Annotated in this window: 13 protein-coding genes; 7 read left to right on the top strand and 6 right to left on the bottom strand. The window is 32.8% G+C overall.

Features of this window, described 5'->3' with window-relative positions:
* Nucleotides 1-89: 89 nt before the first annotated feature.
* Together MPR_RS12400 and MPR_RS12395 are read right to left on the bottom strand one after the other, a co-directional pair.
* Nucleotides 90-1,904 carry a chloride channel protein gene (locus MPR_RS12400; protein ID WP_041893076.1) on the bottom strand — a complete coding sequence of 605 codons (1,815 nt, stop codon included), beginning with the start codon at nucleotides 1,902-1,904 and terminating at the stop codon, nucleotides 90-92.
* Nucleotides 1,905-1,992: 88 nt separating this feature from the next.
* Nucleotides 1,993-2,592: an acyl carrier protein phosphodiesterase gene (locus MPR_RS12395; RefSeq protein WP_041893075.1), complete on the bottom strand. Its 600-nt coding sequence runs from the start codon at nucleotides 2,590-2,592 to the stop codon at nucleotides 1,993-1,995.
* Between the two features lie 98 nt (nucleotides 2,593-2,690).
* Here MPR_RS12395 and glmM point away from each other — a divergent pair, with 98 nt between their 5' ends.
* Nucleotides 2,691-4,079, top strand: a complete 1,389-nt coding sequence (gene glmM, locus MPR_RS12390) for a phosphoglucosamine mutase (protein WP_041893073.1) — start codon at nucleotides 2,691-2,693, stop codon at nucleotides 4,077-4,079.
* Nucleotides 4,080-4,262: 183 nt separating this feature from the next.
* On the opposite strand, the gene MPR_RS12385 is transcribed toward glmM, so the two are convergent.
* Nucleotides 4,263-4,949 carry a TIGR02117 family protein gene (locus MPR_RS12385; RefSeq protein ID WP_041893070.1) on the bottom strand — a complete coding sequence of 229 codons (687 nt, stop codon included), beginning with the start codon at nucleotides 4,947-4,949 and terminating at the stop codon, nucleotides 4,263-4,265.
* Between the two features lie 119 nt (nucleotides 4,950-5,068).
* Nucleotides 5,069-5,968 carry a lysophospholipid acyltransferase family protein gene (locus tag MPR_RS12380; RefSeq protein WP_041893067.1) on the bottom strand — a complete coding sequence of 300 codons (900 nt, stop codon included), beginning with the start codon at nucleotides 5,966-5,968 and terminating at the stop codon, nucleotides 5,069-5,071.
* Nucleotides 5,969-6,068: 100 nt separating this feature from the next.
* Between MPR_RS12380 and MPR_RS12375 the strand changes: the two genes are divergently transcribed.
* Together MPR_RS12375 and MPR_RS12370 are read left to right on the top strand one after the other, a co-directional pair.
* Complete coding sequence (locus MPR_RS12375) at nucleotides 6,069-6,719, top strand: rhomboid family intramembrane serine protease (RefSeq protein ID WP_041893065.1); 651 nt, start codon at nucleotides 6,069-6,071, stop codon at nucleotides 6,717-6,719.
* Between the two features lie 93 nt (nucleotides 6,720-6,812).
* Nucleotides 6,813-7,505, top strand: a complete 693-nt coding sequence (locus MPR_RS12370) for an SIMPL domain-containing protein (RefSeq protein ID WP_041893061.1) — start codon at nucleotides 6,813-6,815, stop codon at nucleotides 7,503-7,505.
* Nucleotides 7,506-7,566: 61 nt separating this feature from the next.
* Here MPR_RS12370 and MPR_RS12365 read toward each other — a convergent pair whose 3' ends face one another.
* Both MPR_RS12365 and MPR_RS12360 read right to left on the bottom strand, forming a co-directional pair.
* Entirely contained in the window at nucleotides 7,567-9,258 is a 1,692-nt protein-coding gene (locus tag MPR_RS12365; protein ID WP_041893058.1) for an acetate--CoA ligase, read from the bottom strand.
* Between the two features lie 269 nt (nucleotides 9,259-9,527).
* The gene (locus MPR_RS12360; protein ID WP_041893054.1) at nucleotides 9,528-10,496 is read right to left on the bottom strand and encodes an aminodeoxychorismate synthase component I; all 969 of its coding nucleotides are present in this window, start codon (nucleotides 10,494-10,496) and stop codon (nucleotides 9,528-9,530) included.
* Nucleotides 10,497-10,536: 40 nt separating this feature from the next.
* On the opposite strand from MPR_RS12360, the gene MPR_RS12355 reads away from it, so the two are divergent.
* The 4 genes from MPR_RS12355 (at nucleotide 10,537) to MPR_RS12340 (ending at nucleotide 15,663) form a co-directional block, all read left to right on the top strand.
* Entirely contained in the window at nucleotides 10,537-11,109 is a 573-nt protein-coding gene (locus tag MPR_RS12355) for an anthranilate synthase component II (RefSeq protein WP_041893052.1), read from the top strand.
* Nucleotides 11,110-11,430: 321 nt separating this feature from the next.
* The gene (mdtD, locus tag MPR_RS12350) at nucleotides 11,431-12,852 is read left to right on the top strand and encodes a multidrug transporter subunit MdtD (RefSeq protein ID WP_041893049.1); all 1,422 of its coding nucleotides are present in this window, start codon (nucleotides 11,431-11,433) and stop codon (nucleotides 12,850-12,852) included.
* A gap of 53 nt (nucleotides 12,853-12,905) precedes the next feature.
* On the top strand, nucleotides 12,906-13,343 hold the full coding sequence (locus MPR_RS12345) for a GNAT family N-acetyltransferase (RefSeq protein ID WP_041893047.1): 438 nt from the start codon (nucleotides 12,906-12,908) through the stop codon (nucleotides 13,341-13,343).
* Nucleotides 13,344-15,003: 1,660 nt separating this feature from the next.
* Nucleotides 15,004-15,663: a succinate dehydrogenase cytochrome b subunit gene (locus MPR_RS12340; protein ID WP_006258447.1), complete on the top strand. Its 660-nt coding sequence runs from the start codon at nucleotides 15,004-15,006 to the stop codon at nucleotides 15,661-15,663.
* The last annotated feature ends 1 nt before the right edge of the window (nucleotide 15,664 follow it).

The raw sequence follows: 15,664 nt of genomic DNA, 5'->3' as shown, positions 1-15,664 counted from the left end.
TTGTTGTTTTGTTGTTCTATTTCAAAATTTGTGAAACAAAAAAAATACATACTTAAAATAAAAAGGGTTCCTTATAAAGGAACCCTTTTTTATTCTAATAACAGTGACTTTAGGTTGATGCGATATGCTTTAAGTAATTCAGCTTTAACGAGGTAACCTAGGTACTTTTTGTTTTCCTGTACTAATACGAATTCTAAGTTGTTAGTTTCTAAAGTCTGCATAATTATTTTAGAAGAATCGTTTTTAGATACAATTATAGGTGTTTCTATTAAATCTTTGATAGGTGTGAATTTGGTTTGAAACTCACTGAATATAATAGGTCTTACACTATCTAGATTAATAATACCTATGATTTTTTGCTCATTATCTAGTATAGGAATAAACGTTTGTTTTGTATTTGCAAAAACATCAACAACAGCAGCAGTAGTATGTTGTAAGGTTAATGTTTTGATGTCATTCTTGATATAATCACTTGCTATAATAGTTGATAATATATTAGAATCTTTGTCAGAAGTGAACACCATCCCTGTTGTAGCAATAGACTTAATATCCATAGAGTATTTTTCCATATGCTTAGAAATTGCAAAACTAATAGATGATACGATTAATAGAGGTACCATTAATCCATATCCTCCTGTTATTTCTGCAATTAAGAAAATACCTGTCAAAGGAGCATGAAACAATCCACTGATTACAGCTGCCATTCCTACTACGGTAAAGTTCTGAACAGGAATTTCTTTTATTCCTAATAGTTGTAACAGTTTGGCTAATGTAAAACCAAGATAAGAACCTACAAATAGAGAAGGAGCGAAGTTACCTCCATTCCCTCCACTTCCCATTGTTAATCCTACAGCATAAGTTTTTACTAAGGCAGCTCCTCCTACGAAGAGTAATAATACCCACTGTTTATTAGAAAAATCAGCTAATAAAGTATTATTTAGAATAGACTGAGGTGTATCACTAGTTAGTATTTTAATGCTTTCGTATCCTTCACCAAAAAGCGTTGGGAACAGAAAAATTAGAACTGCTAACATAGAAGCGCCTATTAATGCTTTTTTATAAGCACCAAACTTCATACTTGATATATAGTGTTCTGTCTTACGAAACATTCTAGCATGGTATACACAAAAGAAACCTGATAGAATACCTAATAAGATATAATAAGCCGTATTACCTGTATCAAAAACCAATTGGTTTTTAAAAGAAAGTAATATGTCTTCTTTTATAATTAGATTAGTTACAATAGTACCTGTAGCAGCAGAAATCATAATAGGTATAAAAGCAGATACAGAAACATCAACTAAAATAATCTCTATGGCAAATAGAACACCAGCTATCGGTGCATTAAAAGCTGCTGATACTCCTGCCGCAACACCACAACCCAATAATAGTATTCGATCTTTATAATTAAGCTTATAGTTCTGAGCATAATTAGAACCAAAGGCAGCTCCTGTAATGGCAATTGGAGATTCAAGACCTAGCGAACCTCCCATACCTACAGTCAAGGAACTCGTAATTATCTGTGAGTACATCTGCTTACGTGGCATAATACCAGACTTCTTAGCTACAGCAATCATAATTTGATAAGTACCTTTTTCGATAGATCCATTTAGAAATTTCCTAACGATAAATACGGTAAGTAAGATACCTATAATAGGTAAAATACTGTTCATATAAGGTAGATGAGATATATTATCTATATACGTAGCAAATTTAAATACATTGTGAGCAAAGTATTTAAGAATGGTAACAGCTATAGCAGATGAGGCTCCTACTAAGACACAAGAGAAGTATAAAAACTGTCTATTACTTAAGATAGACTTCAGGAAGAATAGTATTCCTTCAGCATACTTAAATACTTGACCAGCGTAGTACTTTATTTTCTGTGGATTTATAATTTTCATATTGCAAAAATAATGTAAAAGAAAACCCTTTTGGTAATAATTATCTAGTTTTGTTATTCGTAATAATAGAAAGTTATAAGATAAGATATTATTTTAATAAGTAACGCTCTGTTTTTCTAAAATCAATTAAATGTTCTTGTAATTCTATAAAGAAAGTAGAGAAATGCTCTTCGAATATTTCATAATGTTCCGCTAGTTCAGTCGTTGCAAAGGACATTTTAGAGATTCCTTTTGTTCTACGATCCATTTGTGTTAGTATATATTTTAGTCCTTCTATAGAACGATATTTTACAAGCCAATTCTCTTCAATCATGATGTGTAAGAAGTTTTGAACTTTAACAGGTAGGACAGTAAAGTTCTCTTGTAATTCGGTATAGAAACGTTGAGCATATTCTTCTAATGAGATAGAACTGTATTGATTCCAATTTTTCGCTAGAAAGTGATCATAATACATATCTATTAGAACCGCGGCGTAATGGTTGTATTGGGGGACTATAAGCTTTTTACTTTTTCGCCAGATTTCATGAGCATCTGTATAAGTATCTATTTCTCGATGTAAGATTACACCTTGTTGAATTTTAGTAGGATAGTTTAAATAGTCTTTTCCTCGAATACTATCTGCTACAAAGTTTCCTATTTTAAGTAAAGTGTCATCTCCAGAGAGGTATATATGGGCTAAGAAGTTCATAATCTCATTTTGACTATAAAAATACGGTATTTTACAAAATTGTTCAGGCTGTCCCACCTATAATTCTATATCTTTGTGTTAATAAAAAATATGTAATTATGACATTGATTAAATCTATATCTGGTATACGTGGTACTATAGGAGGAAAAGTAGGGGATAATCTTACTCCAATTGATGCAGTGAAATTTGCATCAGCTTATGGAACATTCCTTAAAAACAATTCAAATAAAGAAAGTTTAAAAGTGGTAATAGGTAGAGATGCTCGTATCTCAGGACCTATGATTCATAATTTGGTAGTAAATACTTTAGTTGGGTTAGGTATTCATGTAATAGACTTAGGTTTATCTACTACGCCTACTGTAGAGATAGCTGTTCCATTAGAGCAGGCAGATGGAGGTATTATCTTAACCGCTTCTCATAACCCAAAACAGTGGAATGCTCTAAAGTTATTGAACAGTAAAGGAGAATTTCTAAGTGGTGCTGAAGGGCAAATCATTTTAGAAATTGCTGAGAAAGATGCATTTGATTTTGCAGATGTAGATAGTTTAGGGACTATAGAACATAAAGATAACTATATGGACATCCATATAGAGGAGATATTAAAACTAAAGTTAGTAGATGTAGAAGCTATTAAGAAACGTAAGTTTAAAGTAGTAGTAGATGCTGTTAACTCATCTGGAGGAATTATTATTCCTGCTTTATTGAGAAAGTTAGGGGTAGAGGTAGTAGAGCTTTATTGTGATCCAACAGGACACTTCCCTCATAATCCAGAACCTCTAAAAGAGCACCTAGGTGATATCTGCGCCTTAGTGAAAAAAGAGAATGCAGACTTCGGTGTAGTAGTTGATCCAGATGTTGATCGTTTAGCTTTTATTTCTAATGATGGCGAAATGTTTGGAGAAGAGTACACTTTAGTAGCTGTAGCAGATTATGTATTAAGTAAAACACCTGGTAACACAGTATCTAATTTATCATCATCACGTGCATTAAGAGATATTACTCAGAAACATGGAGGTACTTATAATGCATCAGCTGTAGGAGAAGTAAATGTAGTAGAAATGATGAAGGCTACTAATGCAATAATCGGAGGAGAAGGTAATGGAGGTATCATTTATCCAGAGACACATTACGGACGTGATTCTATCGTAGGTGTAGCTTTATTCTTAACACATTTATCTAATTTAGATATGACTGTAGCAGAGCTTAGAGCTTCATACCCTCAGTATTATATGAGTAAGAATAAGATAGAACTTACGCCTAAGTTAAATGTAGATATGATCTTAGAACAGATTGCTGAGAATTATAAAAATCAAGAAGTATCTACAGTTGATGGTGTGAAGATAGACTTCCCTTCGTCATGGGTACATTTAAGAAAGTCTAATACAGAGCCGATTATTCGTATATATACAGAAGCTGGAACACAAGAAGCTGCAGACAGTTTAGCTTTGCGTATGATAGACGAGTTAAAAGTGATTGCTGGAATATAACTATAGAATTATAACAAATAATAAAGGGAACCAAATCGGTTCCCTTTATTTGTAATATAAGTATTCATTGAATTCTGCATAGTAGTATACTGAATACAGAATCACTTACCTAGCGCATGAACAAAGGTATCACACCTCTGTAATAAAACTATACGGAAATCCTCATTCCGATATAAAAGATGTTTACAAATTATATTTTCTAAAGATACCTTCTTGGAAGGGAGTCCATAAGCAAGCTTTCATCTTAGCTTTTTTTAGACCAGAATTAGCCCAAGTATTACAAGTGTATAAGAAGCTGTACTTTCCTTCTCCTTCATAAAAAGAATCATTTAATCCGTATGCTTTATCTGTTTTGATATTGATTACATTGTTATCTGTATCTCGTTTAAATGAAGATAAGATGTAGTCGATGAGTATCTGATACTGTTGTTTGGATAATTTTACCTCTCTTGTATTTTCGTCTAGTTCTATATTAGACAAGTAAGTAGAGTGTATTGCAGTAGTTCCTAACCCAAAGGCAGCATTGATAGCGATACCTAGTTTTACACTATCCCAATCCTCTACGTCTAAAAAGAATCCTTTATCTCCCCAACCTAATGCGATATAAGCGAAGTTTCTACGTTGTCCTTTTGTATGTTCGAATTTTAGCTCTTTACTCCAATCAATTAAATCTGATTTGACAGGAAATACGAAGTCTGTATGCATACCATTAGTGGTAAGGTACATGGTGAATTCTTGAGGTTCTTCTTGTACTTCATTTACAGTAATATTAGAAAGTCCTCTTGCAGCTAAAAAGTAAATAATAACACATATCCCTAAAGTAGATATTGAGATTAAGATTATTTTAATTAATAATTTTATATATTTCATAAAAAAATAAGATACTTGTATTGTGCTAATGTAGTAATTTACAATGATACAAACGATGTGGACTTACTTTTATTGTAAATAAAAAATCCTTTCTAATTAGAAAGGATTTGATGATATTACTATTTGATATTAGCAGGTTTTTTGCCTCTGTGTTTCCATCGTTTATGTGTCCAGAAGTAGTAAGAAGGTGCTTCTATAATTTGCTTCTCTAATTCACCTAAGAATCGATGAGTCAATTCATAATTAGGAACATCCTCTAGTGCTTCTCCTTCTTTTAATAAAGGAACAAAAGTTGTTTTATAATGTCCTCTTTTAACATATTCTACTTTTAGATACATAGGTACCATATCGAATTTCTTACACAGTGCTTCTCCTCCTGTAAATACAGGAACTTCTATCCCCATAAAGTCTTGCCAACAATTGGCTTTACTCACCATAGGAGATTGATCACTAATAAAAGCGTAAACACCGTGGTTTTTACTCACTTCATTTTGTCTGATTACTTTGATAGTTTCCTTCATTTCGACAAGAACAGTGTTAAATCGAGAACGAATCTTTTTGATTAACTGATCGAAATAAGGATTACCTATTTTCTTATAGACAGCATAACCTTGGAATTGAATAAAACGATCTAAGATGATGATCCACTCCCAGTTAGCATAATGCGCACAGAATAGCATAACACTTTTACCTTGTTTCTCTACTTCTAATACAGTGTCTAGGTTAGTAAAGGTAAATCTCTTCTTTAGTTCTTCTTCTGAGATAGTAAATGTTTTGATCATTTCTAAGAAGATATCACATAAATGTCTAAAGGATTCTTTCTCTACTTTTTTAACCTCCTTTTCAGAGAGGTGAGGCATAGTCATTCTAATATTCTCTCTCACTGTTTTCTTTCTATATCCGACAACTTTATATAACAATACATAGAAGATATCAGAGATAAAGTAAAATATAGGGAAAGGCATCTTAGAGATTAGCCATATTATAGGGTAAACAATTATATATATAAGGAAATTCATTCTGTTTGATTTTGTGCAAAGATAGTTTAATACCATAATCTAACACAAATTTAATAGGCGAGTAGCGAACAATTCTTTATTTTTAACCAAATATTTTTATATGGATATATCTACGATTACCCTAATCCTTTTAGGGTTAAATGGACTTGTTACTTATAAGGGGTTAAATGATTTTAGTTTTTTTAATAAGTATTGCTTTGATATTAATCAAATTAATAGAGGAGAGCGCTATCGCTTTATAACATCAGGTTTCTTACATGTTGACTGGATGCATTTTGCATTTAATATGTTAACCTTGTATTTTTTTGCAGATATTATTATCCATGTTTCAGGAGTATTATACTTCTTGATAGTCTATATTGCAAGTTTATTAGTGGGAAATATATTGACTTATCAGTTTTATAAAAACCAACCTCATTATAGAGCAGTAGGTGCATCAGGAGCTATTATGGGAGTATTATATGCTTCTATTATGCTTAATCCTTCTATGAGTTTGTATATGTTTTTTATACCGATTCCAATCCCTGCTTATATGTTCGCAGTGGGGTATTTACTGTATTCACTTTATGGAATGAAGAAGAATAATGATGGTATTGGCCATACAGCACATATTGGAGGAGCATTAGCAGGTTTAATATTGATTGTATTAAAGTACCCTATCTTGATCCAAACAGAATTTAAATTAATAGCAATACTATTAATCCCTGTATTGATTTTAGTAGGAATGTACAGAAGCAAAAGGATTCAATAGACTTTTTTTGGCAATTATTTATGACCTTGGTACTATTTACAGTATGTTTTTTAGATACATTTGTAATATAACAAAGCAAAAAGAAAGTCACAGATGAAAAAAATGTCAATTATGTTCGCGTCATTATTAATGACAACAACAGCTATCGTAGCTCAAAATAACAACGGTGTAATTGTACCTCAGATTCAAGTAAATGGAGTAGGAAAGGTAAATGTTACACCAGATAAAGTAGTAATCAGAGTAGGAGTAGAGAATAAAGCCGAAGTGGCTGCAGATGCTAAAAAAGCAAATGATAAAGCTATTGCAACTATCATTAAGTACATAAAATCAATGAAAATAGAGGATAAAGACATGCAAACAGAACGCGTGAGCCTTTATAAATCTAGAGACTATGAAGAGAAGAAAGATTACTTCTCAGCATCTCAGACTTTATCTATTACATTGACAGATATCTCTAAATATGAGAAGTTAATGGTAGGCCTTACAGAGTCTGGAGTGAATAGAATCGATGGAGTAGACTTCCAGTCTTCTAAGACAGCAATGTATGAAGCAGAAGCTCGTACACTAGCAGTAAAAGAAGCAAAACAAAAAGCTACTGATTATGCAAATGCATTAGGGCAAAAAGTAGGTAAAGCTATTTTAGTATCTGATAGCAGTGCATCTACACCTATTATCGTTAGACCAATGACAATGATGAAAGCATCAGCAGATTTTGGAGAACAAACTATCGCATTAGGAGAACTAGAAGTAGTATCTAATGTGTCTATTAGTTTTACGTTAGAATAGTAAGTTTTTTATTTATAATTAGAAAGGGCTGTCAGATATCTGGCAGCCCTTTTCTCTTTTCTTATTTTACGTAGTCAAACTCTAGTTCAACCTCTTGTTTTTTAGCAATTCTTTCCGCTTGTAGTGCTCTTAGTTCTACGCGCTTTATTTTACCACTAATGGTCTTCGGTAGCTCTGTCACAAACTCTATCTTACGTGGCATCTTATAAGGTGCTAGATGTTCACGAGAGTATTTAAATAACTCTTGTGCTAAAGTTGCAGATGCTTTAGTATGGTCATTTAAGATAATAAATGCTTTTACTTCAAATCCTTTTACTGGATGAGGACTCGCTACTACAGCAGATTCTACTACATCATGGTGTTCTAATAGTACACTTTCTACTTCGAATGGACCGATGCGGTAATCAGAAGCTTTGATCACATCGTCATCTCTACCGATAAACCAGATATAACCATCTTCATCTTTATACGCCTTGTCACCAGTGTAGTATAATCCATGTTTAAATACTTCACTCTGTTTTACTTTGTCGTATAAGTACTCTTTGAATATTCCGTTGAGCTGTCCTGTACCTGTTCTTACACAGATATTCCCTTCCTCATTGATAGCGACCTCTTTTCCATCATCATCTGCAATGACAATATCGTATAAGAAAGTAGGTTTACCCATAGAACCATATTTTAGCTTAGCATTAGGGTAATTAGCGATCATACAAGTACTCTCTGTTTGACCAAAACCATCTCTAACGACTAATCCTGTTCCTTCTTTCCACTCTTCAATGATTTCAGGATTTAGAGGTTCACCAGCTGCTACACATTTTTTTAGGCTAAAGTTGTATTTCTTTAGATCCTCTTGTATGAAGAAACGCAGCACAGTAGGAGGAGCACATAGGGATGTTACCTCGTGTTTCTCTATCATTTCTAGTGTTTTAGCTGCATTGAAGCGCTCTTTCGTAGCAAAAGCAAATATAGTAGCTCCTACATTCCAAGGAGCGAATAAACTACTCCAAGCAAATTTAGCCCACCCAGGTTGTGAGATATTATAGTGAATATCATTGCGCGTAAGTCCTATCCAAGAGGTAGTAGTAAGGTGTCCTAGAGGTTGACTTAACTGAGTATGGCATACTATCTTAGGCATTCCTGTAGTACCAGAGGTAAAGAACATAAATAGCGTGTCATCAGGTTTAGTCATTTCACCTTTTGCCTCTTTGCTCTGTTCATCTAGTACCGTTAGTGGGTACCATCCCTCTCTTTGTCCATCTACGATAATCTTTACAGGGATCACTATACCAGACTCTTTTTCAGCCTGATCTATCTTTTCTACATTATCACTATCTGCTAATATTACTTTAGGAGCTATCTTTTGGAATCTGTATACTAGATCTTTTACACCTAGTATACTTGCAGCTGGAGATAATCGATATCCAGCTTTTATTGTTGCTAAATGTGTTACCCAGTTAATGCGTTGTAGCATCATTTGTGTTAGAATCACATCATCTTTTTGAATCCCTTTAGAACGCAAAAAGTTAATCAATTGATTATACCTGTCATGTAAGGTCTGAAAGGTGTAGTGATGAGTCACCTCTCCATCTGTCCATAATAGGGCAGTCTTCTCAGGTGTCTCTTTTACGTGTATATCTTCATACACTTCTTGTACCCAGTTAAAGTACTCTGGCTTTTCGATTTTTAGATCATGTAAGGCATCGTAATTCTGATCGATGAGTAATTCACCGATTTGTTTATACAAATCTTTCATTCTTTATTAAATTAGTTTTTGGTAGGGGTAATTTACAGAATTAAGATGTATATAAAAATAAAATAATCAATTATGAATAGACAAAGTGCTTGTTTTTAGTGATTTTAATTAACTAAAATGCAATAAAAAGTAGTGCAATATGATAATTAAATAATTTAAATTCGCTCAGTAGAGTTGTTTTTTAACTATTATTAATAAGAGTTGTTTATCACTTTAAAAATGATAAAAATGAATTTATACTAGTTGATTTGTATTTTAATTGAAATTAATCAACTAGGTATGTATATTTTTTGAAGTAACTCTTCGTATTCCTTTTCTACTTCACTAGAAGATGTAATTCCTCCACCACTTTTATACACTAGTTGATTAGCTTGCTGCTCTATAAAGCGAATCATCACAGCACTATCAACGCTTTCACCATCATAGATACCACATACTCCAGTATAGTAATTGCGGTCGTATTGTTCTGCTTTGGCTATTATATTTACTGTACTTTCTTTAGGAGATCCAGTGATAGAGCCTGCGGGTAGTAGTTTGCTAAATATAGTTCCTATCTCCTTGTGCCAATTAGGAGATAGTTCACCTGCTATCTCAGAACTCATCTGTAAAATAGCCCCTTTAGATGTCTCTAGTTTATCTAGGTATCTAAAGCGGTTTACTCTCACTTTTTTAGAAACGATATTTAAATCATTTCGGATTAAATCAACAATCGTATAATGCTCTGCCGTCTCTTTTTTATCATTTAAGAGAAGTTCACTAGCATTGGGAATATCCGCTTTAATAGTTCCTTTCATAGGATAGGAGTATATCGCATTATCTTTAATCTGAACGAATATCTCAGGAGAGAAACATGTGAACTGATCTGTTACCAGTAGTTTATACTTTGCCTTAGCAGTGTGATACACATCTTCTAAGGTATACGCAGAAGATAGAGGCGTAGCCACAGTTAGATTAATAAGGTATGTATTTCCTAATTGTAACTCTTTTTTGACGATATCAAACTTCTCTTGATATTGCTCAAAGCTAAGAGGTTTTGCTTCTATTCTTAGATTAGAGATACGCTCTTTTGGGTGCGTATTGCTTATCCCATTAAAGTTGTATTTGATTTGTTCTTGATCGATATCTTTTAACGGTTGGATGATACAATCTTTTCCATCATAGCTAATGATAAAAAGGAAAGGAATTCTCTGTGATCCCAATGAGTTCATTAGAGAGATAGTTGTATCTTTGAGCACCATATTTAATCAAGTTTAAAGGTTCAAAAGTACAAAATAGTTTATGAGTGAAATCAAACAAATTGTTATAATAGATAATCATGACTCGTTTACTTATAATTTGGTTCAACTCTTTGATGAGAACGAACATTGTAATATTACAGTAATTCCTCATGATGAGGTTATTTTAGAATCTTTGGATAAGTTTGATATGCTTGTTTTATCTCCAGGACCAGATGTCCCTCGTAGCTACCCTATCTTGTTTCGAATATTAGATAGATATAAAGCAGATAAACCGATCTTAGGTGTTTGTCTAGGGCATCAGACTATCGGAGAGTACTTCGGAGCTACATTAGAGAATCTATCTTATGTCTATCACGGGCAGTCTACTACCTTACATTACAGAACAGAAGATATTTTATTTGCTACTATAGATACCCCTATTTCAGTAGGGTTATATCATTCATGGGCTTTATCGACTACTGATTTTCCAGAAGAGCTAGAGATAGTAGCGCTTAGCGATGAAGGGGTTATCATGTCTATTCGCCACAGAGTGTATAATATTAAGGGAGTACAGTTTCACCCTGAATCTTATATTACCTCTCATGGTAGAGAAATCATAAATAATTGGGTTTAATCCCTGTAATGATTAAATTATTTATTGTGTTTTGCTTGTAATAGCGTTTTTTTATCAATCATTATAGAGTTTGTCTATCAAATTTTGCAGTATAAATAATATAAAAATTATCTATCTAATAATAGTATAGCTATAAAAATTATATATTAATAAAGAAAGAGATAGGGAAATGTATAATTGATATAACTACTGTTTTTTCATCATTTTAAAGCCTATTTAGGATAAAAAATATCTATATAATTCATTAAATAAATGAGAATAGATACTCTAATTTTGCACTGTGAAAAAGAAATTATTAATTACTAAATGATTTAGAATACAATGCAAGCAGGAGTAATAAAAGATGAAAGAACACGCAAATATTTGCCATGGCTAGGAGCTCTAGCTATCTTTATGCAAGCACTAGATGCTACAATTTTAAACACAGGATTACCCTCTATAGCGAAGAGCTTAGGAGAGTCACCCTTAGGGATGCAGAGTATCATTGTGTCCTATACATTGACAGTCGCTTTGTTGATTCCATTGAGTGGATGGTTAGCAGACCGATTTGGTACGAAGAGAATATTTATCCTAGCAGTAGGGCTATTTACGTTAGGTTCTGTATTCTGTTCTATGTCAGCTACCTTAGATCAGCTAGTTCTAGCACGTATATTTCAGGCTGTTGGAGGAGCGATGATGGTACCTGTAGCTCGATTAACTTTAATTTATGCTTATCCTAAAAACCAGTTGTTAAAGGTGATTAACTTTATCACCATACCTGGACTGATAGGACCTATGTTAGGACCTGCAGTAGGAGGTTTTTTAGTAGAGAAGTTGTCTTGGCATTGGATATTCCTTATTAACGTACCAGTAGGAGTGATAGCTGTACTCTTTGCTAGAAAGATCATCCCTAATTTTACCAATACGGTAGGGCGTTTTGACCTTCTGGGATGGGTGTTGTTTAGTGGAGGACTGACTACCTTAACTTTAGTAATAGAGAAATGGAATAGCCCTACAATATCATCAGTACAATTAATTACACTATTTTTTGTAGCGATGCTGATGGGAGTAGCTTATGTATTCTATGCTAGAATGACAAAAGAACCTTTGATTAAATTGAGCTTATTTAAGATTACCACGCTTCGTTTAGGGTTGATAGGTAACTTAATTACACGTTTCGGAATTGGGGGAATGCCATTGATGATTCCTTTATTATTACAAGTAGGATATGGATACTCAGCGATGTACGCAGGGATGATGATGATTCCACAAGCCTTGTCTAACTTGGTCTCTCGTAACTTCGTAGTACCTATTGTGAGACGTTTTGGATACAGAAGTACGTTGATTACCAACACAGTACTGACAGGGTTGTTAATCAGCTGTTTCTTCTTTATAATGCCTACTACACCTTATTGGGTAATTATCTTACTGATGATCGGTAACGGTGCATTTAACGCGATACAGTTTACCTCTATGAATACTATTTCTTTAGCCGATTTAGACCAAGATACGTCTAGTGAAGGAAACAGTCTACTATCTGTGACACAGCAGTTAGCAGTAAGTTTAGGAATATCTTTATCAGCGATGGTGTTGATGTTGTTTCAGAACAGTCAGATTGCAGAATCAGGTGACAAGATAGGTGTGTTTAGATATACTTTCTTAGTTATGGGATTGATTACGGTACTGTCTAGTTTAGTATTTACTAATCTGAGTAAAGATGCAGGATCAAGTATGTCTGGAGCGCGCTCGTATAAAAAAGAATAAAAGCATTGTCTCTGTTTTAAAAAATAGTTACTTTTCTTTAAAAATAAGTAGAGATGGAGATAAGAAAGATGGAAATCAACGATGCTGATGTAGTTGCTAATCTTTTAGAACAAATGGGGTATCCTAATACTTTAGGTTTTTTGCCCCATAGAATAGCAGAAATGAATAATTGTGAACGAGAGGCGCTTTTAGTAGTAGAGGACGAGGGACAAGTCATTGCCTTTATCTCAGTACACTTTATTCCTCAGATAGCCTTAGAAGGTGATTTTGCAAGGATAAGTTATTTTGCAGTAGATCAGAATATCAGGAGTAAGGGTGTAGGGAGATTAGTAGAAGAACACGTAACAGCTCTAGCGAAAAGCAGAGGGTGTGATAGAATAGAACTCCACAGCCATAGTAGAAGGACAGACGCACATCGCTTCTATTTCAGACAGGGGTACGAGGATGTACCTAAGTATCTAGTCAAGTATTTAAACCCAGATTCACATTAGTCAAATACTATAAAGCAATTCTACTTCATATCTCTTTCATTAGTTCTTAAACCATATTATAGTATGCTTTACTAACTAATTCAGAGCTATTTTGTATAATTACTTTTCGTTTAGATGTCTATCGCGAATCTAAGTTAAAGTAGAACTTCAGTCTTAGAGGAATAGATCAGAAAATATATATTATGAAGCAGTAGTAGACTTTGGTGTACTACTGCTTTTTTATGCACTCTAGTTTTGTATTCTTTAAAAATTGCTTCTTGTTTTTTTCTTTTTGAGGAGAAAATAGCCTCTTAAAACATCGTTTTTATAGTTTTTAGATTTCTTTTTTTCAGTTTAAAGGTGAAATAAGCGATATATCCCTGTTTTTATAAAAAATAAGGAGTATTTTTTTTTGGATTGAAATACTATTAATTAATTGATAATGAGTTTGTTGTTTAGTTTTGTGTTCTTTTTAGCACTTATCTACAATAGCTCTCAACCCTAGTGTTTATAGGGATTATAAGGAAATCCTTCGACAATACATGGACAATACCTCGATAATGGTGGAGCAGAGCAGGGGTTAGTCCAACAAATGTCCTTTTATACTCCACTTACTGTTCTTGTATTCCATGTTATGATGAAATCTGAAAAAGATAGGAATAGAAGCTCCTTGAATACACTTATTTCATCCTATTCTGATTTAAACACACTTCTAGCAAATGCTTTTAAAAGAAAGAGAAAGATAGAAATGTAAAATTGAGGATTCTGCAATTGCTCTTTTAAGGGTTTGATAGGTAGAAAAAGTAATCTTCGGGAGAGGAATTACTTCTTTTTAGACTAAATTCTCAATATGAACTATTAATAGAAAAATACAGTTTAGTGTATAAAAGAAGAGGAAAAGAGACTTATTTAGGTTTATTACAACTTTTATAGAAAGCTATTTATTCCATTTACTAGACTTTTTAGAATATATATAATATATACTTAAATTTAGTAAATAAGAGGGTTTCGTGGTTTTATCTGTTTATAAATTATGAATAATATAATAGATTTCTTTTTTAGGGATCTGAAATGAATATAATGATTTTTACTACTGTTTAGTTGTGTTTATTTGAAAGAATACATAGAGAATATGGTGTATTGTTATTTGTTGTGCTAATTAAATTTGTTAAAAAGAGCATTGTGGTATGGAATTTGATTTTTTGTTAAAAGAGTAGCATGTTCTTTAGAAGTATTAGTACTATTTATAATGATTATATACTTTATTATAACTTATTATTTTTTTAAGGAACGTTATTTATGTTAAAAATATTTGATAATTTTAAATACAAGTTCACATTGATTGTGATATTATATTGATGTACGTTAATGTGTATAGGTAGTGAGCAAAACCAAATGAGGGCTGATATATGTCATCTTTGAAATAACACTAAAATTATACTTTTAACATATAAATAAAGAAAACAATTAGAGTCTGTTTAAAATTAGAATATAAAACTGTTTATAGGATATTTTTGAGTGTATCAAGACATTTTACTCTTATAGAATCTATATATCTAAAAGAAGTAAAAACGAAAAAATACTCCATAATGAATAGAAGTAAAATATAGTACTGATTTTCTACATAGGCTTTTAGTAACAATAATAAGGATTCATTAATTATTAAAAACAAAGTACAAAGATGAACACACTCTCACGCAAGATTGTAATGGCCGCGACAGGATTATTTCTTTGCTTTTTCCTATTAATTCACTTTTTAGGAAATACACAGTTATTTTTAGAGCCAGAACACGCAAGACTTAGCTTTAATGCGTACTCGCATTTTCTAACCGGAAATCCATTGGTAAAAATGGTTTCTTATGTTTTATATGCTTCTATTATAGGACATGCCATCTATGCTTTAATTATTACTTCTAAGAACAAGGCTTCAGGAGGTACATACAAAAAAGATAATAGAGGTAGAGCTAGTAAATGGTACAGCAGAAATATGGGAGTACTAGGGACAATAGTTTTAATCTTTATTGTTCTGCATTTTCAAAACTTTTGGTATGTGTATAAGTTTGGAGAAATAGGCATCGATGCTAATGGAAACAAAGATTTATACGCAGTAGTAGTTACAGCATTCCAAGAGCTGTGGTTAGTAGTGGTATATGTTATCGCGATGGTAGCATTGTGTTATCACTTGATCCACGGAATTACGAGTGGAGTAAGAACGTTAGGTTTATTTCACCCAAAGTTTGTACGTTGGGTTAATATCTTCGGAGTTGCTTATTCAGTAATTATCTGTGTTGGATTTGCTGCAATGCCAATTTTTATTTACATCACTAATCTTAAAAACTAGC

The organism is Myroides profundi (assembly GCF_000833025.1).
In the GTDB taxonomy this organism is placed as follows: Bacteria; Bacteroidota; Bacteroidia; order Flavobacteriales; family Flavobacteriaceae; genus Flavobacterium; species Flavobacterium profundi_A.
Note: the sequence above shows the minus strand (reverse complement) of the source record. Positions and strands in the feature narration are given on the sequence as shown.